The 26,545-nt window shown below is 67.1% G+C and carries 22 protein-coding genes; 14 read left to right on the plus strand and 8 right to left on the minus strand.

The features are described 5' to 3' along the window. Positions 1-3 precede the first annotated feature (3 nt). Together JOF57_RS17110 and JOF57_RS17115 are read right to left on the minus strand one after the other, a co-directional pair. Positions 4-930 carry an alpha/beta fold hydrolase gene (locus JOF57_RS17110; protein WP_209918411.1) on the minus strand — a complete coding sequence of 309 codons (927 nt, stop codon included), beginning with the start codon at positions 928-930 and terminating at the stop codon, positions 4-6. 44 nt (positions 931-974) lie between these two features. Beyond that, entirely contained in the window at positions 975-2,069 is a 1,095-nt protein-coding gene (locus JOF57_RS17115) for an NAD(P)-dependent alcohol dehydrogenase (RefSeq protein ID WP_209918412.1), read from the minus strand. Between the two features lie 68 nt (positions 2,070-2,137). On the opposite strand from JOF57_RS17115, the gene JOF57_RS17120 reads away from it, so the two are divergent. Both JOF57_RS17120 and JOF57_RS17125 read left to right on the plus strand, forming a co-directional pair. Further along, entirely contained in the window at positions 2,138-3,109 is a 972-nt protein-coding gene (locus tag JOF57_RS17120; protein WP_209918413.1) for an NADPH:quinone oxidoreductase family protein, read from the plus strand. Between the two features lie 49 nt (positions 3,110-3,158). Further along, a complete protein-coding gene (locus JOF57_RS17125) occupies positions 3,159-3,581 on the plus strand; it encodes a nitroreductase family deazaflavin-dependent oxidoreductase (RefSeq protein WP_209918414.1) in 423 nt (140 codons plus the stop codon). 3 nt (positions 3,582-3,584) lie between these two features. On the opposite strand, the gene JOF57_RS17130 is transcribed toward JOF57_RS17125, so the two are convergent. Continuing rightward, the gene (locus JOF57_RS17130; RefSeq protein ID WP_307870042.1) at positions 3,585-5,648 is read right to left on the minus strand and encodes an acyltransferase family protein; all 2,064 of its coding nucleotides are present in this window, start codon (positions 5,646-5,648) and stop codon (positions 3,585-3,587) included. A 207-nt stretch (positions 5,649-5,855) separates the two neighbouring features. Between JOF57_RS17130 and JOF57_RS17135 the strand changes: the two genes are divergently transcribed. Genes JOF57_RS17135 through JOF57_RS17145 form a run of 3 tightly spaced genes read left to right on the plus strand, consistent with a single transcriptional unit; the run spans position 5,856 to position 9,693 of the window. Next, the gene (locus tag JOF57_RS17135) at positions 5,856-7,073 is read left to right on the plus strand and encodes an acyl-CoA dehydrogenase family protein (RefSeq protein ID WP_209918416.1); all 1,218 of its coding nucleotides are present in this window, start codon (positions 5,856-5,858) and stop codon (positions 7,071-7,073) included. Next, the gene (locus JOF57_RS17140) at positions 7,073-8,533 is read left to right on the plus strand and encodes an aldehyde dehydrogenase family protein (protein ID WP_407666579.1); all 1,461 of its coding nucleotides are present in this window, start codon (positions 7,073-7,075) and stop codon (positions 8,531-8,533) included. The genes JOF57_RS17135 and JOF57_RS17140 overlap by 1 nt, the downstream gene beginning before the upstream one ends. Next, the gene (locus JOF57_RS17145; RefSeq protein ID WP_209918417.1) at positions 8,530-9,693 is read left to right on the plus strand and encodes a CaiB/BaiF CoA transferase family protein; all 1,164 of its coding nucleotides are present in this window, start codon (positions 8,530-8,532) and stop codon (positions 9,691-9,693) included. The genes JOF57_RS17140 and JOF57_RS17145 overlap by 4 nt, the downstream gene beginning before the upstream one ends. On the opposite strand, the gene JOF57_RS17150 is transcribed toward JOF57_RS17145, so the two are convergent. After that, on the minus strand, positions 9,656-11,146 hold the full coding sequence (locus JOF57_RS17150; protein ID WP_209918418.1) for a PucR family transcriptional regulator: 1,491 nt from the start codon (positions 11,144-11,146) through the stop codon (positions 9,656-9,658). The genes JOF57_RS17145 and JOF57_RS17150 overlap by 38 nt on opposite strands. 337 nt (positions 11,147-11,483) lie before the next feature. Here JOF57_RS17150 and JOF57_RS17155 point away from each other — a divergent pair, with 337 nt between their 5' ends. From JOF57_RS17155 to JOF57_RS17170, 4 genes are read left to right on the plus strand one after another with little or no spacing between them, the layout of a single operon-like run. Continuing rightward, complete coding sequence (locus tag JOF57_RS17155; protein ID WP_209918419.1) at positions 11,484-11,798, plus strand: WXG100 family type VII secretion target; 315 nt, start codon at positions 11,484-11,486, stop codon at positions 11,796-11,798. Positions 11,799-11,803: 5 nt separating this feature from the next. Further along, positions 11,804-11,998, plus strand: a complete 195-nt coding sequence (locus tag JOF57_RS17160) for a hypothetical protein (protein ID WP_209918421.1) — start codon at positions 11,804-11,806, stop codon at positions 11,996-11,998. Continuing rightward, a complete protein-coding gene (locus JOF57_RS17165; RefSeq protein WP_209918423.1) occupies positions 11,998-13,737 on the plus strand; it encodes a TPR repeat domain-containing protein in 1,740 nt (579 codons plus the stop codon). The genes JOF57_RS17160 and JOF57_RS17165 overlap by 1 nt, the downstream gene beginning before the upstream one ends. An 11-nt stretch (positions 13,738-13,748) precedes the next feature. Beyond that, positions 13,749-14,627, plus strand: coding sequence for a hypothetical protein (locus JOF57_RS17170; RefSeq protein ID WP_209918425.1), 879 nt, complete (start codon positions 13,749-13,751; stop codon positions 14,625-14,627). Positions 14,628-14,933: 306 nt separating this feature from the next. Here JOF57_RS17170 and JOF57_RS17175 read toward each other — a convergent pair whose 3' ends face one another. Beyond that, positions 14,934-16,373 (minus strand): DHA2 family efflux MFS transporter permease subunit, encoded by a 1,440-nt coding sequence (locus tag JOF57_RS17175; RefSeq protein ID WP_209918426.1) that lies wholly within the window; start codon positions 16,371-16,373, stop codon positions 14,934-14,936. 191 nt (positions 16,374-16,564) lie between these two features. Here JOF57_RS17175 and JOF57_RS17180 point away from each other — a divergent pair, with 191 nt between their 5' ends. From JOF57_RS17180 to JOF57_RS17195, 4 genes are all read left to right on the plus strand, one after another. Continuing rightward, positions 16,565-18,388, plus strand: coding sequence for a flavin-containing monooxygenase (locus JOF57_RS17180; protein WP_163663306.1), 1,824 nt, complete (start codon positions 16,565-16,567; stop codon positions 18,386-18,388). Continuing rightward, positions 18,385-18,996: a TetR/AcrR family transcriptional regulator gene (locus JOF57_RS17185; protein ID WP_163663308.1), complete on the plus strand. Its 612-nt coding sequence runs from the start codon at positions 18,385-18,387 to the stop codon at positions 18,994-18,996. The genes JOF57_RS17180 and JOF57_RS17185 overlap by 4 nt, the downstream gene beginning before the upstream one ends. 147 nt (positions 18,997-19,143) lie before the next feature. After that, a complete protein-coding gene (locus tag JOF57_RS17190) occupies positions 19,144-20,514 on the plus strand; it encodes a TIGR00366 family protein (protein WP_372508190.1) in 1,371 nt (456 codons plus the stop codon). A 35-nt stretch (positions 20,515-20,549) separates the two neighbouring features. Continuing rightward, complete coding sequence (locus tag JOF57_RS17195) at positions 20,550-21,314, plus strand: hypothetical protein (RefSeq protein WP_163663310.1); 765 nt, start codon at positions 20,550-20,552, stop codon at positions 21,312-21,314. Between the two features lie 14 nt (positions 21,315-21,328). Here the strand turns inward: JOF57_RS17195 and JOF57_RS17200 are convergent, their stop codons facing one another. The 3 genes from JOF57_RS17200 to JOF57_RS17210 are packed head-to-tail and all read right to left on the minus strand — an operon-like array spanning position 21,329 to position 25,679. Then, on the minus strand, positions 21,329-23,896 hold the full coding sequence (locus tag JOF57_RS17200) for a multicopper oxidase domain-containing protein (protein WP_163663312.1): 2,568 nt from the start codon (positions 23,894-23,896) through the stop codon (positions 21,329-21,331). Then, a complete protein-coding gene (locus JOF57_RS17205; protein ID WP_163663314.1) occupies positions 23,893-24,978 on the minus strand; it encodes a DUF8744 domain-containing protein in 1,086 nt (361 codons plus the stop codon). The genes JOF57_RS17200 and JOF57_RS17205 overlap by 4 nt, the downstream gene beginning before the upstream one ends. Further along, positions 24,975-25,679 (minus strand): helix-turn-helix transcriptional regulator, encoded by a 705-nt coding sequence (locus JOF57_RS17210; RefSeq protein ID WP_163663316.1) that lies wholly within the window; start codon positions 25,677-25,679, stop codon positions 24,975-24,977. Before JOF57_RS17210 ends, JOF57_RS17205 begins: the two co-directional genes overlap by 4 nt. Before the next feature lie 81 nt (positions 25,680-25,760). On the opposite strand from JOF57_RS17210, the gene JOF57_RS17215 reads away from it, so the two are divergent. Then, positions 25,761-26,522, plus strand: a complete 762-nt coding sequence (locus tag JOF57_RS17215; protein WP_163663318.1) for a DUF2249 domain-containing protein — start codon at positions 25,761-25,763, stop codon at positions 26,520-26,522. Positions 26,523-26,545 lie beyond the last annotated feature (23 nt).

Raw genomic sequence — 26,545 nt, forward strand, 5'->3', positions numbered from 1 at the left:
GCGTTACCGATCGACCGCCTCAGGCGACGCCACCGACGCTGCCAGCGCCCGTAATTGGGCGTTCACCTGTGACGGGCATTCCAGAATGGCGCAGTGTCCACCGGGCATCTCGACGAAAGCACTCAGGTTCGGAGCGTCGGCGGCGATCCGGCGGGCGGCGTTGATGGGCAGCAAGCGGTCCTTGGTGCTGCCGATCACCAGCGTGGGCACCGACAGGTTCCGCAGCGAGATGTGTTGCGCACCCATCCCGTTGACCAGAGTGCGGGCCCAGCCGCCACGTCCGGCGGACGGGGTCTCGGCGAACAGTTGATAGACGAACTCGGCGACCCACGGGTCGGCGTCACGGCCCACCGCCAGACGCGCGACGAAACGTTTGTTGGGCCGCTCGACGATCCGCGGCATCCGGGTACCGCCGAAGGTCCGAATTGCCGTACCCGCGGCCCGGACGCGCGTCGACGCCAGCGGCGCAGGCACTCTCAGCAATTTCACGTCGCGCACCAGGTCCCCGGTGGTGGTGTTGATCAGTGCGACGGCGTCGGCCCGGGCCGCCACCTGGGCCGGATAGCGCTGCGACCACGAGGTGATCGCGATGCCGCCCATCGAATGTCCGGCGATGACGGCCCGTTCCCCGGGCTTCAGCGTGGCATCGAGCACTGAGTCCAGGTCGGCGGCCAGATGGTTGAGGCTGTAGCGGTGACGCCCACGCGGCGTCTCGCTGCGGCCGTGCCCGCGATGGTCGTAGGCGATGACCCGGTGATCCGTGGCCAGATCGGCGATCTGGTGGGCCCAGACCTCGATGGCACAGGTGATGCCGTGGGCCAGCACGATCGGGTAGCCGTCCTCGGGCCCGAACACCTCGGCATGCAACCGCACGCCGTCGACGGCGCGAACCTGGACGGTGCGTCCCGGCGGCAGCTGGGGAAGGGTCATGGTGCTCCGATCGTTTGGCGTCGTTGCCGGGTGAAACTGGGGATTCATGAGGCTGCCGTGCCGGTGATCAGCACGGGTTTGACGACGTCAGCCGCCTTGGCCGCGGCCCAGGCCCGGTCGAAGTCATCGAACGGGTAGCGGCTCACGAGTTTGTCGAGCGGGAGTTCGCCGCGGCGGTGCAGATCGGCCAGGTGCGGGATGAAGGTGTGCGGTTCGCTGTCCCCCTCCACCACACCGCGCAGGGTCAGACCCTTACCCATGACCGCCGCGACGGGCACGTCGGCCGTCAACGCGCCGAGGCCCAGCAGCGCCAGCGTGCCGCGCTCGCGCAACACCCCGACCGCCGCGGCGAGAACATCGGGCCGTGCGGTGGTGTCGACCGCGGCGGCCACTCCCCCGGTCAGCTCGAGCACTGCCGCGGCCACCTCCGTGGTGGTCGGGTCGATCGTCGCGGTGGCGCCCAATTCGGTTGCCAGCATTCTTCGTTCGGCGATCGGGTCGACGGCGATGACAGTCCGGCAGCCTGCGATGCGGGCGCCCATGACCGCCGAAAGGCCCACGGCGCCGGCACCGAACACCACGAGCGCATCCGCAGGTTGCGGCGCAAGCACATTGAGCACGGTTCCCGCCCCGGTCTGGACACTGCAACCCAGCGGGGCTGCCAGCGCCGGGTCGATCGGCTCTGGCAGCACAACGGCATTGCGACTGCCGGCGATCGCGTGGGTACAGAAGCTGGACTGGCCGAAGAATCCGCCGCCGATGGGGGCACCGTCGGCGTGCAGCGCACTGGATTCGTCACGGTTGCCGCGCATGTTGAGGTCGGTGGAACGCTCGCAATAGGCGGGGGCGTCGGCCCGGCAGGTCGAACAGGTGCCGCAACTGGCGAAGGTGAGAACGACCTGGTCGCCGACCCGGGGTGCGGCGTGGGGCCCGACCGCGACCACCGTGCCCGCGCCCTCGTGACCGAACACCATCGGCAGCCTGCGGAACCGCGCGGCAATACTCACATCGGTGTGGCAGATGCCGACGGCGTCGATGCGAACCAGTACTTCGTCGCCGTGCGGTTCCCGAATCTGCACGTCGATGAGCTGCGGATCGGCTCCGGCGTCGAGCACCGCCGCGGCGCGGGCGTTGAGCATCCGGTGATGCTAAGCCACCGACTTGACACCTGTCACAATTGGCTGGCGACCCACCGAAGGAGACACCGATGCGTGCAGCACAGATCACCCGACTCGACGGTCCCGACGCAGTGCGGGTGGCCGAGGTCGAAGAACCCGCCGGTACCGATGCGGTGGTGATCGACGTCCACGCCGCCGGGGTCGCATTCCCGGACGCCCTGCTCACCCGCGGGCTCTATCAGTACAAGCCGGAGCTTCCGTTCACCCCGGGCGCCGAGGTCGCCGGTGTGGTGCGCAGCGCCCCCGCCGGAGCTCACGTCCGCGCCGGTGACCGGGTGCTGGCCCTGACCATGCTGTCGGGCGGGATGGCCGAAGTCGTCGCACTGCCCGCCGAGCGGGTGTTCGCACTGCCCGACGCGGTGTCCTTCGAGGCCGGCGCCGGGATCCTGTTCAACGACCTGACCGTCCAATTCGCGTTGCGCACCCGCGGCCGGTTGGCTGCAGGCGAAACCGTGCTGGTGCACGGCGCGGCGGGCGGCATCGGCACCTCGGCGCTGCGACTGGCACCGGCACTGGGGGCCGCACGCACCATCGCGGTGGTATCCACCGAGGAGAAGGCCGAGATCGCCAGGGCCGCAGGTGCATCCGATGTGGTGCTGGTCGACGGATTCCGGGACGCGGTGAAGGAACTCACCGACGGCCGCGGTGTGGATGTCGTCGTGGACCCGGTCGGCGGTGACCGCTTCACCGACTCATTGCGTTCGCTGGCTGTCGGCGGGCGCCTGCTGGTCGTCGGGTTCACCGGCGGCGAGATCCCCACGGTCAAGGTCAATCGCCTGCTGCTCAACAACGTCGACGTGATCGGCGCGGGTTGGGGCGCCTGGACGTTTTCGCACCCCGGCTATCTGCAGGAGCAGTGGGCCGAGCTGCAACCGCTGCTGGCTTCCGGCGCGGTGCCCGCACCGCAGCCCGATGTGTATCCACTCGAGCAGGCAGCTGCGGCCATCGCGTCGCTGGAGAACCGCAGCGCCAAGGGCAAGGTGGTGCTCACGCTTCGCTGATCGACCCGAATGCGGGAATAACAGCGCCGCCGCCGGTGTTGCGGGGTGCGTGACTGACCATGCCGAATTGAGCCCGACCGACTGGGTACGCGAGCAGACCCAACGCATCCTGGAACAAGGCACCACCGACGGAGTCGAGATTCTCGACCGCCCCATCGTGCTGTTCACGACGACGGGCGCCAAGTCCGGCAAGAAGCGGTACGTACCGCTGATGCGCGTGGAAGAGAACGGCCGCTACGCGATGGTGGCCTCCAAGGGCGGCGCCCCCGAACACCCGTCGTGGTACTTCAACGTCAAGGCCAACCCCGCCGTGACAGTGCAGGACGGTGACAAGACCGCGTCGCTGACCGCCCGCGAAATCTCCGGTGACGAACGCGAGCACTGGTGGAAGCTGGCCGTCGAGGCCTACCCGCCCTACGCCGAATACCAGACCAAGACCGACCGACAGATTCCGGTCTTTATCGTCGAATGACGGCTACCACCAACCGAGGGCGTCAGACATCTGGCGGGCCAATTCGGTGGTGAGCGTCCGCACGTAGGCCGCCGACAGGTGGTGGGCATCGTGGTAGACCAGCACGTTGCCCTCGACGGCGCGGCACATGGTCGGACGGCATACCGCGTCACTGAGGTCGAGCGGCTTCATCAGCGGATAGTCGGCCAGGTGATCGAGGGTCGGATTGCGTTGGGCCAGCGCTTCGTTGCGCGGCACCCCGCAGGACTCGGCGTCACCTCCGGACGACAGGCAGTCCACCGGCGAGAAGAACCAGCCGTCACGGATCATCCACGGGGTATCACGCACGCCGAGCATCGGGATTCCGTTGGCGGACAGGTCATCCCAGATCCCGAGGTAATAGTCGGGCACATAGTCGCCGGGGCCGTTGAGGATCGGACGTGTCGAGGTGAAGAACACATAGTCCGGTCGGTCGGCGATGATCTGGGCCAAGGCGTTATCCGACCACGTCCGGCAGGACGGGTACTTGTCAAAGGATCCCGCGATGATCGGCACGGGTTTGGTGGTCAGCGGGCATCCGAACTTCAGGTAGGTGGTCACCTTGACGCCGTGCTGACGCCCGATCTGGTGCAGCGCGGTCAGCCAGTGCTCGGAGTGCGACCCGCCGGCCAACGCAATCGTGTGGGTGCCCTTGGGATCTCCGTACACGCAGGTGACGACCTCTCCGCCGGTGAACCCCGTAACGCAATGGTCGACCGACGACGGAGGGATGTTGTCGTCGGCCTCCAGCACGCTCGGGCGCATCGGCAGCTTCGCCACCCTGCGGTTCTCGATGAGCGCCTGCGCACCCGGATAGTCACGTATCGGAAGCATGCCCAGTTCCGCACCACTGGCCCGGGCCAGTGCCACATGGCCCTGCCACATGAGCGATGCCGCCACGAGCGTGACCGCGACCAACACCACGACCGCGCCCGACACCATCCTCATGCCGGCCCCGCGACGCCACGGAAGGTGGGCCCACCTCGCAGTGAGGACCGCCAGCACAACTGCGACCAGCATGACCGCCATGCCGTCGACCGGCCCGACAACATCGTCGTTGGTGGTCGCCAACCAGAAGATCAACAGGGGCCAGTGCCACAGATACAGCGGATAAGCCAGCATTCCGACGGTGACCAACGGGGTGCTGCGCAAGAATTCGTCCGTCTTCGACGACGTCTCCGCGACGCCGCTGACGATGATCAGCAGCGTCGCCGCCACCGGAATCAACGTCCAGATGCCCGGGGACTGCACGGTCCGATCGGTGAGCACACCGCACACCAGGATTGCCGCCAACCCGGCTGCCGCCGCACCGGCCCGTAACCAGCCGCTCCACCGGATGCGGCCCAGCCGGCCGGACACGAAGGCCGCAGCCATCACCCCGGCCAACGGCTCCCAGGCCCGAGCGGCGGTGCTGTAGTAGCCGAGCATCGGGCTGTCTGACTGCGTGGTGACCGCGTAGTACAACGACACCGCCATCGCGGTACCGGACACGGCAACCAGAATGCTGCGTCGCGCGCCACCACCTCGACGCACCGTCACCGCGATGACCGCAGCGGCCAGCACGACGAACGCGACTGCGAACTGGCCCAGCACCGAGACCGCCCACAGGTGGTGCAGCGGGGTCACCGCCTCACCGGCCTGTACATAGTCGTCCGCCGAACCGAGCAACTGCCAATTCTGATAGAAGCCCAGGCCGGCCAGGGTCTGCTCGGCGAATGACTCCCACCGGGTCTGCGGCTGGATGAGCACGGTCAGGACCGCAGACACCACCAGCACGAGAACCAACGGCGGCACCACCCCACGGGCCGCCCGGCCCAACTCCGCGGCCAGGGCGGACGGGCCGGCGTTTCCGATACTCCGCAGGACGCGACCGCCGACGACGTAGCCGGCCAAGACCAGCAGGACATCGATGCCGCCGGATGCCCGCCCGAACCAGAAATGGCAGACGACGACCATCACGATGGCCACACCGCTCAATCCGATCAGGTCGTCACGACCCCGCCGCGTGGCAGCAGGAACGCGAACCTGATCGTCGACAATCACGTGCACGCTGAAACTTTCCCTGGGCTGTCGTCGCCGGTCACTGACGACGAGAACACCCTGGGGCACGCCGTTCGCCGCACCGAGCATAGGCCACGGCGCCGGGTGGTCACGGTGGGCGGCCGAACGGCCCTAGGGCCGAACCGGATAGATGACGCTCGCCAATTGTACGAAACGGCCATAGGCATATTTGCCGGGCAAATCTAGCCTTGAGGCATGACCGCCACCGCCACCCCGGCCGCCAAGAAGTCGATCTACCGGCCCTTGGAGCTGTTCGCCACCGACCGACTGCTCGATCACGACGAGCGTGAGATCGCGGCGACGGTGCGCAAGTTTGTCGATACCCGGTTGAAGCCCAACGTCGCGGAATGGTTCGAATCGGCCACCCTGCCCAGGGAGCTGGCCAAGGAGTTCGGCAATCTCGGGGTGCTCGGCATGCACCTGCAGGGGTACGGCTGCGCGGGCACCAATGCCGTCAGCTACGGCCTGGCCTGCATGGAGCTCGAGGCCGGTGACAGCGGGTTCCGCAGCTTCGTATCCGTCCAGGGCTCGCTGTCGATGTTCTCGATCTACCGCTACGGCTCGGAAGAACAGAAGAACGAATGGCTGCCCCGACTGGCTGCCGGCGACGCGATCGGTTGCTTCGGCCTGACCGAGCCCGACTTCGGTTCCAACCCCGCAGGCATGCGCACCCGCGCCCGCCGAGACGGCGCCGGAGAAAACGCAGACTGGGTGCTCAACGGCACCAAGATGTGGATCACCAACGGCAACCTCGCCGACGTGGCCACCGTGTGGGCGAGAACGGGGAACGGCGACGGGGATATTAGAGGCTTCCTGGTGCCCACCGACACACCGGGATTCACCGCCAACGAGATTCACCGCAAGCTCTCGCTGCGGGCCTCGGTGACCTCCGAGCTCGTGCTGGACAACGTGCGACTGCCGGCCTCGGCGCAACTGCCGCTGGCCGAGGGACTGTCCGCCCCGCTGTCCTGCCTCAATGAGGCCCGGTTCGGCATCGTGTTCGGGGCACTCGGCGCGGCCCGCGACAGCCTGGAGACCGCGCTCGACTACGCAGGCTCGCGCGAGGTGTTCGACAAGCCGCTGACCAGCTACCAACTCACCCAGGAAAAGCTGGCCAACATGACCGTCGAGCTCGGCAAGGGCATGCTGCTGGCGATCCACCTGGGCCGCATGAAGGATGCCGAGGGGGTCCGGCCCGAGCAGATCAGCCTGGGCAAGCTCAACAACGTCCGCGAAGCGCTGGCTATCGCCCGTGAATGCCGAACCCTGTTGGGCGGCAGTGGAATCACCCTCGAATACGCACCGCTGCGGCACGCCAACAACCTGGAATCCGTCCTCACCTATGAGGGCACCTCCGAGATGCACCTTCTCGCCATCGGCAAGGCACTGACCGGGCAGGCGGCCTTCCGCTGATGACCGCTGTCATCGAGCACCTGATCGGCGGACAATGGGTGCCGGGCACCGGTGATGAGCTGCTCAGTGTGAACCCGGCCCGGCCGAGTCTGATTGTCGCTCAGGGAAGTGACGCACGGTCCTCCGATGTCGACGACGCAGTGCGTGCCGCCACGGCAGCGACGGCGCCCTGGGCCGCCACCCCGATGCACCAGCGCGGAGCAGTCCTGCTGGGCGCTGCGGACATTGTCGACCGCAATGCGGAGGCGTGGGGGCTGGATCTGGCCCGCGAAGAGGGCAAGACGAAAGCCGAAGGCATCGGCGAGGTTCGGCGGGCCGCGCAGATCCTGCGCTATTACGGAAATGAGGGTGATCGGCAGGCGGGCGAGATCTTCACCTCCCCCCGGGCCGGTGAACAGATCCTCATCACCCGCAAGCCGTTGGGCGTTATCGGGGTGATCACACCGTTCAACTTCCCCATCGCCATCCCGGCCTGGAAGATCGCACCCGCGTTGGTCTACGGCAACACCGTGGTGTGGAAGCCCGCGAGTACCGTTCCGCTGCTGGCGATTCGACTCGCGCAGGCGCTGACCGAGTCCGGTCTGCCTGCCGGTGTGCTCAACCTGCTGATCGGCGGATCCGACGTCGGTAACGCTATCGTCGACCACCGCGGTATCGACGCCATCACGTTCACCGGTTCCACCGGAGTCGGGCGGCGCATCGCCGCGGCCGCAGCGGCACGTGGAGTACCCGCACAGGCCGAAATGGGCGGCAAGAACGCCGCCGTCGTTCTCGATGACGCCGATATCGATCTGGCCCTCGAGCAGGTGATGCTCGGTGCGTTCCGCTCGACCGGGCAGAAATGCACCGCCACGTCCCGACTGATCGTCACCGAAGGGATCGCCGAGAAGTTCCTGGCCACACTGGCCGAGCACGCGGCGGCACTGACCGTCGGAGATCCGACCGACGATGCGACACAGATGGGTCCGGTCATCAACGGCACTGCACACCAGTCGATTTCGGCGGGGGTTCAGGCCGCGGCCAGGCAAGGCGCCACGGTGTTGACGGGCGGACGCCCCTACGCCGACGGCCCGCTGGCCGAGGGCTACTTCATCGCGCCCACCATCATCGAACTCGACGATGCACCGGCCGACGTGTGGACCGACGAATTGTTCGGACCGGTCCTCGCGGTCAAACGGGCCGCCGATGCCGACGCCGCGTTCGCGCTCGCCAGCGACAGCGAGTTCGGCCTCTCGGCGGCGATTTTCACCCAGGACCTGACCCGGGCGCTGCAGGCGGTCGAGCAGATCGACGTCGGAGTGCTGCACGTGAACTCCGAGTCGGCCGGCGCCGATCCGCACGTACCGTTCGGTGGCGCCAAGAAGAGCGGGCTCGGCCCCAAAGAGCAAGGTGGCGCAGCGCGGGACTTCTTCACCCACACCACCACGGTGTACCTTCGCGGCGGGCGGCCGGGCGCATGAGCGCAAGCGCCCTCGACGGAATCGTCGTCGTCGATTTCAGCCGCGTGCTGGCCGGGCCCTACGCGACCATGATGCTCGGTGATTTCGGCGCGGAGGTCATCAAGATCGAACGCCCAGGTACCGGCGACGACACCCGGGCCTGGGGACCGCCCTACGATTCATCCGGAGTGGCAACATATTTCAACTCCGTCAACCGGAACAAGCGGTCACTGGTGCTGGACCTGACCGACCCGGACGACCGGGATCACGCCCGGTCCCTCGTGGCCGGTGCCGACATCGTGGTCGAGAACTTCCGGCCGGGCACCATGGAGAAACTGGGACTGGGCTACGAGGACCTGCGGGCAATCCGTCCCGATGTCATCTACTGCTCGATCACCGGGTTCGGCCACGACGGCGGCGCCGGATTGCCGGGCTATGACCTGTTGGTGCAGGCGGTCGGTGGGTTGATGAGCGTCACCGGCACCGAACCCGGCGATCCCACCAAGGCCGGCGTGGCCCTGGTCGACGTGCTGGCCGGACTGCACGCGCTGAGCGGAATCCTGGCGGCACTGGCGCATCGCGATCGCACCGGGGTGGGCCAGCGCGTCGACACCAACCTGTTCTCGGTGTTGTTGTCCTCCATGGTCAACCAGGCTTCCGGGTATCTGGGCGCCGGTGCAGTACCGCAGATGATGGGTAACCGCCATCCGAGTATCGCGCCGTATCAGACGTTCGACACCGCCGACCGGCCCATCGCGGTCGCGGTCGGCAACGACAAACAGTTCCGTGCCTTCGCCTCGGCCATCGGCGAACCTGAGCTGGCCGACAACCCCCGGTTCCGCACCAATCCGGAACGGGTCGCACATCGGGATGAGTTGTGCGCCATCATCGAAACCGCGTTGAAGAACCACGGTGCCGACCACTGGTACGCGGCACTGACCGCCGCGAGTGTGCCGGCCGGGCCGATCAACGACCTGTCGGAGGCCTTCGCGTTCGCCCGCGAACTCGGGTTGGAAGCGACCGTTGCGGTGCCCGGAACGTCCACACCCCAAGTGGCCAACCCGATCACGTTGTCGGCGACACCGGTCACCTACCGCAGCGGCCCGCCTCGGCTCGATGCCGATTCGCTGGACGAGGGCGACCTCACCCCGAGCGGGACGCCAGTAGCTGCCAGGCCCTGAGCGCCAGCCACAGCTGCGCCCGGGTGTCGGCCGATTCAAGGTCATCGCCCAACAGATGACAGATGCGGCGCATCCGGTTGCGCATGGTGTGGCGATGAACCGCCAGCTCGGCAGCCGCCGCCTCCATCTGGCCGTTGCGGCCGAGAAAGGCCGCCAGGGTGGGGATCAGCTCGTCACCCCCGCCCAGCGAGTCCAATGGTGCTGCCAATACCCGGAGTTCGGCGGTACTTCGCCCCTCGAGCAGCACCCCCATCGGGCTGAGTTCACCGAATTCGCCGAACCGCCCGCCCCCGGAATGCGCCGCGATGCGGGCCTGTTCCAAGGCCGTGTGCAGATCGGCCAGCCCGGCGGGCCGGCTCATCCCACCACCGACCACGATTCCCGTCTGCTGTTCGAGTTCCGCGACACAAGTACGGATGCGGCGTCGGCTCCCGACGGCCGGAACCACGAGCACGATCTCGTCACCCATCGGAGCCATCAGAAACGATGCCAACAGCCGGCCCAGTACATGCTCGGCAGCCAACACGGGGCCGGCACCGCTGAACGACGCCACCACGATGTCCCCGTCGGGCTCGAAACCGAAGTAGCGCAACACCGCACTGTCCACCGCGCCGGCGCCCGAGATCATCTCGCGGGTCACCGCGGTCCTCAGCAGTTGCTCGGCATCGACCACCCGGGCCGGCTTCTCGATCGCGATCGAGATCAGCGACACGGCGTGCGCGACCAGGAACCGGTCGGCGTTGGACATCGGGCCGGCCGTGCGCACCGCAAGCCGACCGCGAACGGGTTGGGCGGCCCGCAGGTTCTGAATGGTGACATAGGCGTCCCCGTCCGTGGTCACGTGGGCGCCCTGCCTGCGCGTCGGAGGAACCTGCTCGCCCAGCACGGAGAGCAACCGCTCTCGGGCACCACCCCCGGCAGCCAACACGATGTCGTCGGTGTCGACCACCACGACGGTCGCGGACAGACAATCGGCCAGCGCTTCGACCACTCCGGGGATGCCGCCCCGCAGCGTCGCCCGGGCCAGCACCTCCTGATCGTCGACGACACGCTGCACCGACCGCAGTTCGTCGGCCTTCAGTGCGTCGATCACCACGCGGGCGATCGCGATGAACGGAGTCGACGCGGGCACCTCAAGCACCGGGATCCCCAACTGATCGCCGGCGGCGCGCACCGCCTGCGGGATGTCGGCAATGGTGGTGCCCGTGTCGATGGCCAGCGCTGCGGTCCCGGCCGCGGCCAGACGCGCCACGTAGGCGGCCTGTGCATCGGCATCGGCTCCGATGTTGATGCCGGTCGTCATGACCAATTCACCACCGGCCAGATACGGGGTCGGGTCGGTCAACTCGATCGCATGTGCCCAGGAGATCTCACGGTCCGCGCCGCGCGCTCCGGCCACCAGGACGAGACCGAGGTGCTCGAGCTCGGTCAGGTCCCGCACGGTGAGTGCCACAGGAGAAGTCTTACTCCGTTTCCGGCGTACCTTCCCGAACCAGCGCGTCAACGCCGGCTCTTGATCAGACCTTCGACTTTCAGATCATCCTCGGGAAGGTGCGCCCTTTCCCCACGCCGCCTCACCGAGGCTCATCCACAGGTTCTGATCATTGCTCGGGACCACTTCCGATGGCCCCGATCTATTGCCGCCGCCGCACAGCGCCGACCCTGCACAGCATGAACTCGGCTCGATCGTGTGGTCCGCCAGGTGATTGGTGCAGCCGGTGCGCAGTGAGCGGTGGTAAATTTTGTCAGCAAACTGACAGGTGCCACGTATCCAAACTGGGGGGATCGCGATGGGTGACGAATTGCGGGTTGACCCGACACTGGTGTCGGTGGCTGCCGATCGCATCGATACGGCTGCTGAGGGATTGCGCGCGGCCCATGCCACTGCCAGTGACCGCATCACCGCTGCCTCGGCCGGTTGGGTCGGTACCAGCGCGGCCGCCCTCTCAGGGGCGGGCACTCGATGGCAGGAACAATCCGCGGCCCGCTATGGCGAGCTGGTCGGGCTTGCCGGCGATTACCGGTCCGCAGCGGCCGGCTATGTCAACACCGACGAGGGCGAAGCCGCCGACGTTCAAGCAGCCGCCACAGCGATGGGAATCTAGAACCCATGACGCTGTCGATGGCTGATGTTGAACAGTGGGACCCGGGCCAGATTGATGAAGTGGCCGATGCACTCGTCGAACGCTCCCGCCACAGCGGGACGACCGCCGACGAACTCGGTGAGGCACACACCGGCGCCGACTGGCACGGCGAGGCCGGTGACGCCGCCAAACAAGCCGGCGACAAGACAGCGGCCGGGTGATGACCGCCGCGGCTGGCGGTGAGGTCACGATCCCGGCCGAGCAGGGTTCCGGAGACGGGCAATCCATGCAGGACGGACAACTCACGCCCGAGGAGTCGGCGCGGTTGCAGGCCAACACCACGCTCACGCCGCAACAGCTGGACGCGTTGGCGCGCGGTGAGCTGGTGCTACCTGCCAGTCAGATGGAGTATCTGAACCAGGTGGCGCGCTCGCTGGATGGTAAGAGCACGCCCGAGATTCGGGCGCTGATGGATCGCCTTGGCGCCGATGGGGATCGGTTGCAGGACGCGTTGCAACTGGTGTCCAACGAAAACATCACCACGGTTGGCGCTGGTGGGCTGAAGGGCAGTTTCGAGTCTTTGCCGGAGGCGGTTCGCCGCGATCTGACCAAATACCCACTGAACACTCATGATTCGCCGGTGGGGGCCTACACCTCGGCGCGGCCTGAATTGCTTGACCTTGCGGGAATGGTGGAGCGGGGCAATCCGGCGTTGCAGCAAGGGTCGTCGTTCGATCAGGCGATGCTCAAGCAGGCCGAGATGATGCTGGATAACTCCAAGATCTCGGACAAGTTGCCCAGCGCCAACGTTCAGGATTTGGTGCCGTTCAACAAGGGCCAAGTCGATCCGACGTTGCAGGCGATGCTGTCGGCGGCCGGACGCGATCAGATGGCCCTGCACGGCGCGCTGACCGGTGAACACGGCGACAGAATGATCGAAAACGTGTTGACCCGGCAATGGGCTGATGACGGGGCTGCAGCGTCGAACATGTTGACCGGCCTGGCCCCGGTCGCCGAAGCGACCAATCTGGCCGACCCAACCCAGGTAGCCCAGGCCACCCGCGCCGGGGAGATCATGCACGCGGTCGATCAGTGGGCAGGTGAAAACGCGCCCAAACTATTGGACATTGCCGGTACCGACGGCCAGTCGCTCGGGCAGGTCAATCCCGAACTGGCCCGCGGCCTGGCGGAAGCCAACAGGCCCTACATTGACGACATGCTGGGCAACAAACTCGACAACACCCTCGGCTTCGAGCCGTTGGATGACCTGAAGAAGCCGGAGTTGCCGGTCACTCGCGACTTGTTCTCGGTGATCGACAGCGACAGACAAGCTGCCGAAACCCTAAATGCAAAGGCCTATTTGAACGGCATCCAGTACGAGGATAACTTCGAGAAATCCATCGTCGCCGGTGAAAGTCCGAACGTGGGCGACTTGCATTCCGCGGGCACGATGCGCGGGGTTATCGAAACCGCAGCCAACATCGCCGACAACGACGCTATTAAGTATGGCAATCTCGAAGATGTTCGGGCGTACGAAAGCCGCGGTGAATGGCTCGACGCCGCCAAGGAGTTGGGTGGACAAGTACCCGTACTCAAAGAGTTGCTCGATGGCATCGGCAAGATGCCTGGCGACCCCTTGAAGGAAATTTTCGTTGGTAATCTCCCCACACCCGATCCCACAACAGGGATCGCCACTACCACATCCGAATCCCTTCAGTATTCGGTGGCATCCGAATTGCTCAATAACAGCATCGGTGACAAAAGCGCCTTTTCCCGACTCGGTTTGCTCGATGAATTCGGTAACCTCAAGGCGCTTGACAACGCTTCGATTCCCAATTTCCGGACTGCGTTTCTGGACTACTTCGCCGGTATTGATCCGAAGGTGGCGTTGAGTATGTTGCAATATCAGGCGGCTTACAGCCAAGCACACCCCACGGCGCAAAGCCACACCGGCGAGTGAGGAACACCGCGATGCGTTTCGCCCGCGTGTGCGCAGCGGCGCTGCTCATGTTGTTGGTCGCCGCCTGTGGCGGCCGTGACGATACCGCCGCGCCGCCCCCTGTTCCTACGTTTGCCAACTGGCCTGCGACGTTGGACGGGTTTCGGTTCAGGTGGGCCGCGGAGCCGGGAATCGACTTGTTGTCCGGCCCAGCAGTGCCGCTGAGAGCGTATCTGGAGTCGCATCGGCTGGGGGATTTGACCTCCAACCCCGACGATGCGTATCCGGGATTCAAGCGTGCGGTGCCATCGGCGGGAAAGCCGATCGATCAGCCGTCGTCTACTCTGCCGTTCCAGCTGTGGAGTATCCAACCGGCTACCCTCCCGGCATTGGTATACCTGCAACCGACACGGTTCTACGGGAACGAATACTTCCACATCCTCGATCTGACACCTATTGACGGTGGAGGCTACCGGGCATACATCTGCGATGGGCTCTACAACGTTTTTCATGAGGCCGCCGACTCGCACAAGTTGCTTCCCGTCTACCGACCGGATGCGGACGTATTTGCGGTCGAAGTGTGGCGTGTGGAACTGACAGACACGCCGCCAGTCCCGCCGGGTGCACCCCCTGCTGCCGCAGCACCGCAGCAGGGTCGCAATCCCGCGCCGCTGGGCGATGTGTTCGGCCCGTGGCGCATCACCGGGGCCAGCCCCAACACATCGTGGGGAGCCACTGACGGATCGGATCCCGAGGCCGGCGCCGACCCCGCCACCTCTCAACTCAGAGAGCGATGCCGCAATCTGATGCCCCACGATGCGGCCCAGCGGCAGGCCATCTACGCCAGTCGACTCGACACCCCACCCGTCGCCGAACCCGCGGTGCCAGGCTGGCCCGACAACGCGGCATGAAACGCGGCATGCGGGCTACGGCTCTCGCGCGGCTGTGCGTTCTTGTTTCATTGGCGGTCGGGTTGACGGGATGTCATAGCGGCGGCTTCGCATTTGAGCCGACCAAGTGGCCGGAGTCGTTGGAGGACTTCCGCTTTCGGTGGAGCGCCGAACCTGGCATCGACCTGCCATCCGGCCCGGCCGTGCCATTACGGGCATACTTGGAATCGCACCGCATCGGCGATATGACGCGCAACACGGACCTTGTCTATCCGGGATGACACGCGCTGTTCCCTGACACAGAACACCGCGCCGTCGATCTCGGCGTCAGTGCGTCGGCGTGCCGCCCGCCGGATTCGGGTGCGCAGCGGTGAACAACGCCGTCACCACCGCAAGCACACTGATCACCGCCGCAGCCGTGAAGGCCGCATGCACCCCGGGAAGATCCGGGGCACCGCCCGAATGCGAGGCCTTGGTCATGACCGTCACGAACAGCGCCGTGCCGGCCGCGCCCCCGACCTGTTGCAGTGTCGTGAGGATGGCGCTGCCATGCGAGTAGAGCCGGTCGGGCAGAACGCTCAGCGCGTCGGTCATCAACGGGGTGAACATCATCGACAACGCCACCATCATGACCGTTTGGAGGACAACCAGTTCCCAGACCGCCGACGCCCCCGACAGCATGGTGAATCCCCACAGGGCCACGCACAACGCCACCGACCCTGGTACGACCAACCGTCGGGCGCCGTGACGGTCGTAGGCCCGACCGACCAGTGGACCTGCGATGCCCATCAGCAGCCCACCCGGCAGGCTCGTCAGACCGGCGACCAACGCACTCTTCCCCAGCACATCCTGCACATACAGCGGCACCATGATGATGGCACCGAACAGCGCCATGAAGCCGAGGACCACCAGGCCCAGCGACACCGAGAACCGCCGATAGGTGAACGGCCGAAGGTCCAGGAACGCGCGGTCACGTCGTTGCAGCTGTATCTGCCGGGCGCCGAAGATCAACATCGCCACCGCGCCGATCGACATCGGCACCCACGCGGGGACGGCCGTTTGACCGTGGGCGGATTCACCCATCAGCGACAGTCCGAACACCAAGCCCGCGAACGCCATCGCCGACAGCGGTACCGAGATGGGGTCGATGGGCGTCGGCTTCTGCCGTTCCTCGTCGACCCCAAGCCAGAGGAGACCGGCGCCGAGGGCCACCAGGGCGATCGGCAGCACGATCCAGAACATCCAGCGCCAGTCGAGCGAGCCGAGGATGAAACCCGACAACGTCGGTCCGATCGCCGGCGCGACCGCGATGACGATCGAGATGGTCCCCATCATCTGCCCGCGCCGGTCGGCGGGGATCAACGTCATGACCGTCGTCATCAGCAGCGGCATCATGACCGCAGTGCCACACGCCTGCACGATCCGTCCGGCCATGAGTACCGCGAACCCCGGCGCGAGCGCGGCCACCAACGTGCCGGTGCAGAACAAGGTCATCGATGTCAGGTAGATGCCGCGGACCGGGAACCGCTGCAGCAGCGACCCGGACATCGGGATGACGACCGCCATGGTCAACAGGAACCCGCTGGTCAGCCATTGCGCAGTGTTCGCGGAAACATCCAGATCGACGATCAGCGCCGGTAGCGCGACGCTCATGATCGTCTCGTTGAGGATCATCACGAACGCCGAGCTGACCAGCAGCGCGATGATGACGTGAGCGCTCGACTGGGTGCGCAGCGGCGTCGCGGTGTCCTCCGCCCCGATGCTCATGCACACTCCCCTTGTCGCCGCACTCCTCATGTGTGCGGCTACCCAGGGTAGGCGGGACACCTGTGGCCGTGAAACTCAATTTCCGCGCGCACACCCTGCCCAAGAGACGTACCGTCTGGCAAGATGCTCGACAGTCCACTGACAAGACGCTCTGTCTAGTGAGATTCTGACGACGCGAGGAGCACGACGAGATGCCACAGACGGCCGCCCCGGGACCGCAGCCGGCGGAGTACGACGAGGACTGGGTGCGCGCCAAGTACGCGCACGAGCGCGACAAGCGCCTGCGGGCCGACGCCGTCGACCAGTTCGTCGAGGTCACCGCGGACTTCTCGCACTACGCCGATGACCCGTGGGCGCAACCCCTGCACCGCGATCCGGTACGCGACCACGTGCAGGTCCTGATCATCGGGGCCGGGCTGGGCAGCCTGATCGCCGCGGCGCGACTGCAGGAGGCCGGCATCGACGACGTCCGGATCGTCGACACCGCCGGCGACTTCGGCGGCACCTGGTACTGGAACCGCTATCCAGGCGCCCAGTGCGACATCGAGTCCTACATCTACCTGCCGCTGCTCGAAGAGTTGGGCTACATGCCGACGGAGCGCTACGCGCACGGGCCGGAGATCCGCGAGCACCTGCAGGCCGTCGCCCGCCACTATGGGCTGTACCGAAATGCCTTGTTGCAGACCACTGTTACCGGCATGCACTGGAACGGCGCCGCCGCGCACTGGCAGGTGACGACGAATCGCGGTGACCTGCTGACCGCGAACCTGGTCGCCGTCTCACCCGGATCGCTCACCCGGCCGAAACTGCCCGGAATTGCGGGCATCAACGAGTTCGGCGGGCACACCTTCCACACCAGCCGCTGGGACTACGGCTACACCGGCGGTGACGAGACCGGCGGGCTGACCGGACTGCAGGACAAGCGGGTCGGCGTCATCGGCACCGGGGCGACCGGGCTGCAGTGCATCCCGCACCTCGGCCGGTGGGCGCAGAAACTGTATGTGTTCCAACGGACTCCGAGCACCGTCGCCGAACGGAACAACCGGCCGACCGACCCCACCTGGGCGGCCAGTCTGATGCCGGGTTGGCAGCGCGAACGGATGGAGAACTTCACCCGCGTCACCTGCGGGGTCGAGATGGACCTCGATCTCACCGACGACGGATGGACCCGCAACGCGCTCGCCCTGACCGAACCAGCGGTGATCCGCGAGACCGCGCGCCTGGGCCGGGAGATGACGGCCGAGGAAATCGGCGCCTTCCTGTATCGCGCCGACTTCGACGCGATGGAGCGCCTGCGGGCCCGGATCAGCCGGACCGTGCGTGACTCCGGGACCGCCGACGCGCTCAAGCCGTGGTTCAAGCTGAACTGCAAGCGCGCCGGCTACCACGACGACTACCTGGAGACCTTCAACCGGGACACCGTCGAACTCGTCGACACCGACGGCCGCGGAGTGGAGCGGTTCACCGACACCGCCGTCGTCGTCGACGGGGTCGAGTACGAGCTCGACGCGTTGGTGTTCGCAACCGGCTTCGAGGTCGGCACCGAGTTCACCCGTCGTCTCGGGTTCGAGATCGTCGGGCGGGACAACCAGCGCCTCAGCGACAAGTGGGCCAAGGGGATGCGCACCCTGCACGGTCTGCAGAGCCACGGCTTCCCCAACTGCTTCTTCCTCGGCTACACCCAGTCCGGGGTTTCGCCCAACTACACCCACACCGCCGAGGAACGGGCCCGCCATTTCACCTACCTGGTCAAGACCTGGGCCGAACGCGGCGCGGCGACCATCGAAGCCACCCAGGAGGCCGAGAACGAATGGCTGGCGGAGATGAACGAGTCCACCGTGAAGCCCAAGGCGTTCTACGCCGACTGCACCCCGAGCTACCTGAGCTCAGAGGGTGATCGGGACAACCCACACAGCATGCTGGCCAACAACTTCGGCGGCAAGCCCGTCGACTTCTTCGACATGCTGCACAAGTGGCGCTCCACCGGCCAACTGGAAGGGGTGAAGATCGGGTGACCGAAACCGCTGATGCCGCAGCCGCCGGTGCGGCACCGAAACTGACCATGCGGGACCGGCACCGGCTGATGACCCGCGAACACCTGATGACCGCGGCCTTGGAGGCCTTCGCCGAACGTGGCTATGTCGCGGTGACCATCGACGACATCGTGCGGCGCGCCGGGGTCGGGCGGGCGACGTTCTACCTGCATTTCGACAGCAAGGCCGCGGTGCTGCGGGAGCTCCGCGACACCCGGATGACGGTGTGGACCGAAGAACACGCCCCACGCGGCGGCGAGTCGGGGCGCCCCTCGATCCGTGCCTTCTTCGAGAAGGTGGTCGATTTCTACACGTCCGCCCCGGAGCTCTACACAGCCTTGCATCAGGCGCGCGCCGCCGACCCTGAGTTCGCCGCCGCACACCGCGCGACGATGGAAGCCGACGTGAACGACTGGGTCGCCGGCAACGTCATGCCCGGTGCCGCCGAGGGACGGCTCCGGCTGGCCATCGCAATGATGTACGCGATGGTCGATTCCTTCATGCATGTGTGGCTCGTCGAGGGGTGGCCGTTGGATCGCGAGGCCGCCATCGACGCGATGACCGACGCCCTGCACGCCACCATGCGCTGAATGAACTCCGGGGAACGGTTCTGCCGCTAAAGTGCGTGCCGATCAGGCACCGAAAAGGGTGGGGGTAGGGCAATGACGAGCGGAGACGCGGCGGCCACGGCGGGGATGCCACCGGGCGAAGACCACAAACCCAGACGTCGCGGCTTCATGCAGTCGCTGACCGCACTGTGTGTCCGCTACGTCGAGCGGCTGATGCCCGATCCGTATCTGTTCGCGGTCATCCTCACCCTTCTCGTCGCGGCGCTGGTCGGGCTTCTGGTGCACGACGCCTCACCCAGCGGCATGCTCCAGGCCTGGTACGGCGGCGTCTGGGGATCGCAGAACATCTTCACGTTCGCCTTCCAGATGGTCCTGATCCTCGTGACGGGCTACACCCTCGCCGAGGCGCCGGTCCTGAAGCGGGCCATCGTCTACATCGCCGGCAAGCCGAACAACCAGGTCCAGGGGGCGCTCCTGTGCTTCGGCGTGAGTGCTGTTCTCTCCCTGCTGAACTGGGGACTCGGGCTGGTAGCCGGTGCGTTGGTCGCCCGGCAGGTCGCCAAGCGCTTCACCGACGCGCACTTCGGCTACCTCATCGCGGCAGCATTCATGGGCTTCATCATCTGGACACAGGGACTTTCGTCGTCGATCGCGCTGGCCAACACCGACGACAGCAGCCCGATCAACGTGATCCACAAACTGACCGGCATCACCGTGCCGCTGCAGCTGACCATCTTCCAGCCCTACAGCTGGCTGTCGGTCATCGTGGTGTTGGCTCTACTCGCCCTGGCGATCTGGCGGATGGAGCCGGCGGAGAGCCTGGCACCCGATCCGGCGGTGTTCGAGGACGAGGAGCAACCGGAGGACAAAGCCTCGCCCGGCAAGCGAACGTTCGCCGAATGGCTCGAAGACCTGTGGATTCTCAACGTCCTTGTATTCGCCGCAGGCATGGCCTATTTCGTCCTCAGCGGATTCGCCCTGAACATCGCCTCGATGATCATGCTGTTCACGATCACCAGTGCACTGCTGCACCGCACCCCGATCCGGTTCATCCGGGCCTTCACCGGTGCCGCGAAGGTCTCCGGACCGCTGCTCCTGCAGTATCCGCTGTACGGCGGTCTGGTCGGCTTGCTGGGTTATCAAGCGGCCGAAGGGGTCAAGCCACTGCAGACCCTGCTCGCCGAGATGCTCGTGAACGGTGCGACGCAGTACACACTGCCGTTCCTCACCTTCATCGGATCGTTGATCATCAGCCTGTTCGTGCCGTCGGGTGGCGGTCACTGGGCGGTGCAGGGCCCGATCGCCGTCGACTCGGCACTGGCGCTCGGCCAGGACTCACCGGCGTATCTGGGGTTGATCTCCATGGCGGTCGCCGTCGGCGAGGGTGTTGCGAACATGATCCAGCCGTTCTGGTTACTCCCCCTGCTGGCCATCGCGAAACTCAATGTCCGCCAAGTCATGGGCTTTACCGTCGTCGCGTTCTTGATCGGGGTGGTGGTGTTGGGTGCCACCACCCTCATCGCACCGTTCGTCATTTGACCCCGAGCGCCACCTCACCCGGTTAGGGTCGGAAAATGATCGAGGCAACGATGTTTCGCAGCCTGGCGTCGGCCGTGGCCGTCGTCTCGATGCTCGGTGTGGGCACCGCGTGCAGCTCAGGCGGATCGGACAGCCACAGCAGCCCGGAGCCGACAACCACGAGCACCTCGGCGAACGCCGAGGCCACGCCGTTCACCGGCGTCATCGAACCCGTCAACGGCACCCGGGGCACGGTCACCTACCGTGCCGAGTTGCCACAGTTGCGCGGCGGAGACGCCGCGGTGCGGGACAAGTTCAACAGCGGGATCCGCGCAGCCCTCGACGACTATCTCAAGCCCACCGAAGACAATCGCCCGACCACCGTCGCACCCGGCGTCCTCGACGAGGACGACCGCAGCGAGGTCTCCCACATCGGCAACGGCGCGGTAGCCGGTGTGCTGCTGCTCAACATCTTCGTCGACCATGCGGCGCATCCGTTCAACGCGGTGGCGACGACGGTGATCGATGCCCACACCGCCGAACCGATCATGATCACCGACCTGTTCACCGACCAGACCGCCGGGCTGACCACCCTCGTCGACGGCATCAAGACCGAGATCGCCGACGACGAGAAGCTGGCCGGCCAGTCCGCACCCGAACCGGTCGCCGATCAGCTCGCCAACTGGCTGCCCGACGACGACGGCCTGGTGATCTACCTCCCCGTCGCCCATGTGCTCGGCGACTACTACCCGGTGACCGTGGAGTGGAACACCCTCACCGGCTTGCTCGCACCCGGGATGCGGGAGCGGTTGACGCAGTAGGGCAACCCACCCCGTCACGGCCGCACACTCACCACCCCGTGCGCGCCGCGTTCGGCGTCGATCATCGCGTGCGAGACGAACGGGTAGTTACCCGGCTCCGGGAAGGTCAACTCGACGAAACCGCCTTGGGCCGGGAACAGCCCGAGGACCTGGGATCCGCCGGCACCGGGCCGCAGCCGGTAGTCCCCCTCGGCCCAGACCGTGTCGAACTGGCCGCCGACCACGTGGAACGCCGTGCCGCGGTTGGGCCCGGCAGCGAGCACCCAGATCCGGACCCGTTCGCCGACCCGGGCTTTCAGCGGTGCACGGTCGTACTGCAGGGCATAACCGTTGAACGCCACCAGGTCGGGCTTGTCTGCGCTGACCTTGTCGGCGTCGACCTCGCCGCCCTGCGGACCGAGGTAGAACTCGGACTGCACCATCAGATATTCGTGGTCGACGGCCGGCAGGTCCGGCGGGTCGATGACGACGGCGCCGAACATCCCGTTGGCGATGTGGACCGACATCGGCATGGTCGCGCAGTGATACAGCCAGATTCCGGCCCGGGTGGCGGTGAACCGATAGACCAGGCGCTCACGGGGATTGATGGTGCGCATGGGCTGATCCGGCGCCAACGACCCCGCGTGGAAATCGATGGAGTGCCCGATCGTGCCGTCGTTGATCAGGGTGATCTCGAAGACGTCGCCGATCTTGCCGCGCAGGGTGGGCCCGGGGGCGCTGCCGCCGAAGGTCCACAGCCGCTGGGTGATCCCCGGCGACACTTCCCGCTCGACCTCGGTGACCGGCAACGTCACCCGATGCAGGGTCGGTCCGGCGTCGTTCAGGCGTGGATCCCGGGCCACGAAGTGCGGACCGGGAATGTTCCCCAGGCTTCGCGCGACCTCGGCGGTATCGACGGACGCTGCGGCCGGGCCGGCGTGGTGGTTTGCCGACATGCCCGGTGCCGTTCCGATTGCCTTGACCGTCAGGGTCATTCCCATCTGCCGGTGTCCGGCCACCGAGCACCAGCCGTCCAGATCGGAGCCGATCACCCCGGCGTCGAGCACGGCGCTGGTCCCGGGTGCGATCCGTTCGGTGCGGGCACCATTGGCCAGAACCAGGTCGTGGCGGTCGGTGCCGGTGTTGACCAGGGTGATCTGCAGTCGGTTACCGGCGGGCACCTCGATGGTGTTCGGCACGAAGCGCATCCCCTCGACATGCACTTGCACCTCGGTGGTCTGCCCGGTTGCGGCGACCGACGCCTGAGGCGCCGTGGCGATTCCGAGGCTCGACGGGTCGGCGGCGACACCTGCCGCGGCGGTCAGGACGACAACGGCGAACCCGGCTGCGGCCACGCCCAGGCGACGCGGAAGCGGGACCGGCTCGGGACGGCCCGGTGTGGACTGCACACCGGTGTTGCGTTGGGCCAGCCACACCGCCCGCACCAACAGGGGCAGGAAGGTGGCGTAGGCCACCAGCACCAGCACCGACGAGGCGACCCGGACCAGGCTCGGGACCGGTAGCACGCACACCAACAACGCGGCGTTGGCCATGCTGATCCGCCACGGGGCACCACGTTCCAACGTCGCGATGGCGGCCAGGGCCGAGGCACGACCACCGATCACCACCGGAACGAGGTAGGCCAACGACCCGAACAGCACCTGCACCAGGAAGCCGGCCAACAGCACCGGAGCCAGCGCAGCGGTGACGGCGGTGGCGGCTTCCCAACTGCGGGCGGCCAGCAGCCCGACGCCGGCGTACCCGAGCGCACCGATCAGCCACACCACCCCGCACAGCACCGACAGGGTGGCGAAATCGGCTGGGCGCTTTCGGCGTATCTCGTCGAGGTGTGGCCAGAGCACCCAACCCGCCGCGGCCAGATAGAGCACCGCGCCGATACCCAGAATCTGCGGTGACGCCGCCAGGGCGCCACTCACGGCCACCCCGAGAGCGGCCAGCAGACCCGGCAGACCCCGACGGGCCGCCCGCTCGACCCCGTCGGCCATCCTGGTGCGCAACATCGTCGGCCACAACGTGACCAGGGTGCCGAGCACCATCAGGCCGATCCAGCCGAATACGTTCAGCACCGCATGCGCGGTGCGGAAGCGCGCGGCCAAACCTCCCGGTAACGCCGAATTCGCCATCGCCACACCGAGTCCGACACCCACGGCGAGCAACACCGCGGCCGCCACGTAGTAGTGCACGGTGATCGCGAACCGGGCGGGCAATGCGGCCCGCAGAAACCGCACCAGATCCGTGGCATGCACCAGGGCCACCGCGGCCACCAGGAGGCCGCCGGCCAACACCACCGGCCACCAGAACCCGACCATGCCGACGATCACCGTGACCGCACCGATGTTGAACGCCGTCAATCGCAGCACCTGACCGGGATACGGCGGGTCCGGCGTGCGGCGCAGCAGCGCATCGGCGAAATGTCGGCTCCAGATCAGGATGGCGTTGCCGGCCGCACCCAACCCCAGCAGGTGCACCAACAGCCACCCGGACAGTGGGATGGACCGGTGCGCGAGCGCCACCACCACCAGCGCGACCAGCCAGGCGAAGATCACCGACCCCGCGCGAAGGTGCCAGTTCGAGCGTTTCATGCCGCCACCTTCTCGGCCTCACGGATCGTGCGGCGGCTCACCGAGACCACTGCGACGACGACGAACGCCAGCACCGCAACGATATTGAGCACACCGCCCCACTGCACGGCAGCCTGACTGTCCCCGGCGTCGCCGACCGCGATTCGCAGCAGCAGCGAAACATGCAGCAGCACAACAGGTCCGTACATCATCGGGGTGTAGGGCAGTGGCCGGCGCAGCACCGCCGGCAGGATGACCGGGGCGTGCGCCATGATCATCGACATCACGAAGCCCAGCATCACCGCGTGCACGACGGCGTCGTAGCCGCGGCCGTCGGGAACCTGCCCGATCAGCACCCACGCTCCGGCCGGGACCAGGAGCCAGGCGTAGCCGGTGAGCAGGCACACCGCCATGTAGCGCGGGAGCCCGGTGCCGCGCACCGTGCGGCGGGCCACGTCATGCCACGCCAGCCAACCGATCATGGCGAGCAGGGTGAGGCCGAGCAGCCGGTAGCCCAGGCCCGGCCACAGCAGCGCGGCCAGCGCGGCGGTCAGGTAGGCGCCGGCGATGCCGGCCAGCATCGCCTCGGTGCGGAAATCTGAGTTCACGATGCGGGTCAGCTCGAGGCGTTCCCCGGCGATGGTCAGGATCAGGAACCCGGACAGCCACGGCAGCAGGACCGGCACCGCCAGATGGGCCGACCACAGCAGCGCGGCCCCCACCGCCAGGACCGCGCCGCCTGCCTGGATGAGCACGGCGATGTCGGTATTGCGACGCCACAGCGGCACGTACAGCACCACCAGCGCGGCGGTCCCGATCAGCAAGGCAGTGTTGGCGATCTGCTGGCCGACCGGCAACACCAGCAGCACCGCGCCCGCCCCCAGCGCCGCGGGGGCCAGATAGCCGAGGGTCCGACCGGCGGCCACGGCCCGTTCCAGCGCCACCACGGTGCCGACGAACCCGAGGGTCAGCAGTATCCCGTGCACCTCGGCCACGCCGTCGGCGCGCACCGGGGCCGGCAGGCCGAGCAGCGGCAACGCCGCGTTCAACCCGGCCAGCAGGGCGAAGCCGCCGGGCAGCAGGAGCAGTCCCCGTGCGCTCATGACCTGTCCCCTTGCCGCACAACGGGATTGGGCAGGAACAGGCGGCAGGCTCCGGGTTCGGCGAAGGGCACCAGTTCGAGGTCGCCGTCGATCACCGCCCCGATCCGATCCAGGATCCCCTCGATGATCCCGAGGTGCACCTGACAGACGATGGTCGGGTAGCGACGCGCCGCATCGAGCAACGGACAGGCGCGCAGGGCGATGCCCTCGGCCGCGGCACCCTCGCCTTCCGGGGCGAACCCGAGCCGGGAAAGCACGTCCAGCACGGTCCCCCGCGGATCGTCACCAAGGGCGGCGTCGGCCACCAGTTCTCGGCCCCACTCGACTCCGGCGGTGCGGGCATCGCGTTCCGGTGTGGCGCTGGTGCGGGCGAGATGCCCGGCCAGCGCGGTGGCCAGGCCGGCGTAGTCACTGGAGACGACGGCCGGGTCCGCGGCCGTGGGCCGATAGAGCGCGGCGGGGCGGCCGCGGCCGGTCGGCGCCTCGGTGAGGCGTTCGACGAGTCGGTACTCCAGCAGCGCGTCCAGGTGCTCGCGCACGGTGTTGGGGTGCAGATCCAGTCCGGCGGCCAGCGCGGCGATCCGCACCGGCGCATGCGTGCGCACGTAGTCGAGCACGGCCAGCCGCTGCCGGGATAGCGGCGGGTACCCGGCAGTCGTCGGGGCCGGCCGCGGACCCAAAGGCACGCCCTCTTTATTCACGGAATTAACTGTAGTAAATTGGCGGTACAGAGGCCAGTGGCGGTGAACACAGAATCCGCCAGGCCGGAAACGGAGGTCGTCATGTCCATCGATGAACTGGTCGTCGCGTCCACAGCCGCCGACGCCCAGGCGGTCGAGACCATCAAGAGCCACCACGCTCAACTCGCGGGCAGCCTGGGCACCTTGACCGAATCGATGCTGACCGCCGTCGAGCGGGGCGGCGACGTCGACGCGGCGCGCGCGGCCCTGGTGGAATTCCTCGGCACCGAACTGATTCCGCATGCCCTCGCCGAGGAGGAGTCCCTGTACCCGGCCGCGGCCCGGACCGAGCGGGCCGGCCCCCTGGTCGAGTCGATGATCGCCGCCCATCGGGTGATCGCGGGGCTGGTCGACCAGATCCGGACCGCACCGTCGGCCGTCCGAGCGGGCGCCGCCGCCGAGGCCCTGCGGGTCGTCTTCGGGGCACACCTGATCGACGAGAACGACCGGATCCTTCCGATCGTGGCGGCCGATCCGGACATCTCGCTGGCCGACGTCACCCACGGCATGCATGAACTGCTGGGCGAACAGGACTGCGGGGACACCGGGCACACCTGCGCCTGCGGGGAGCACGACACCGACGATCCGGTGCTCGACGTCCGCGACGTGCCGCACTCCATCAGGCACGCAACGGTATTCGGAGCGTTCGATGCCGTCCCGGTCGGCGGTGCGCTGGTCCTGGTGGCTCCGCACGACCCGATCCCGCTGCTGCGCCAGATGGTCGATCGGACGGCCGGTCAGATCGACATCGAGTACCACGAGCGTGGACCGGACGCCTGGAGATTGCGGCTGACCAGGCTCTGAGAGTGGTTCCGCCCCAATGGAGT

Source organism: Mycolicibacterium lutetiense (assembly GCF_017876775.1).
GTDB lineage: Bacteria > Actinomycetota > Actinomycetes > Mycobacteriales > Mycobacteriaceae > Mycobacterium > Mycobacterium lutetiense.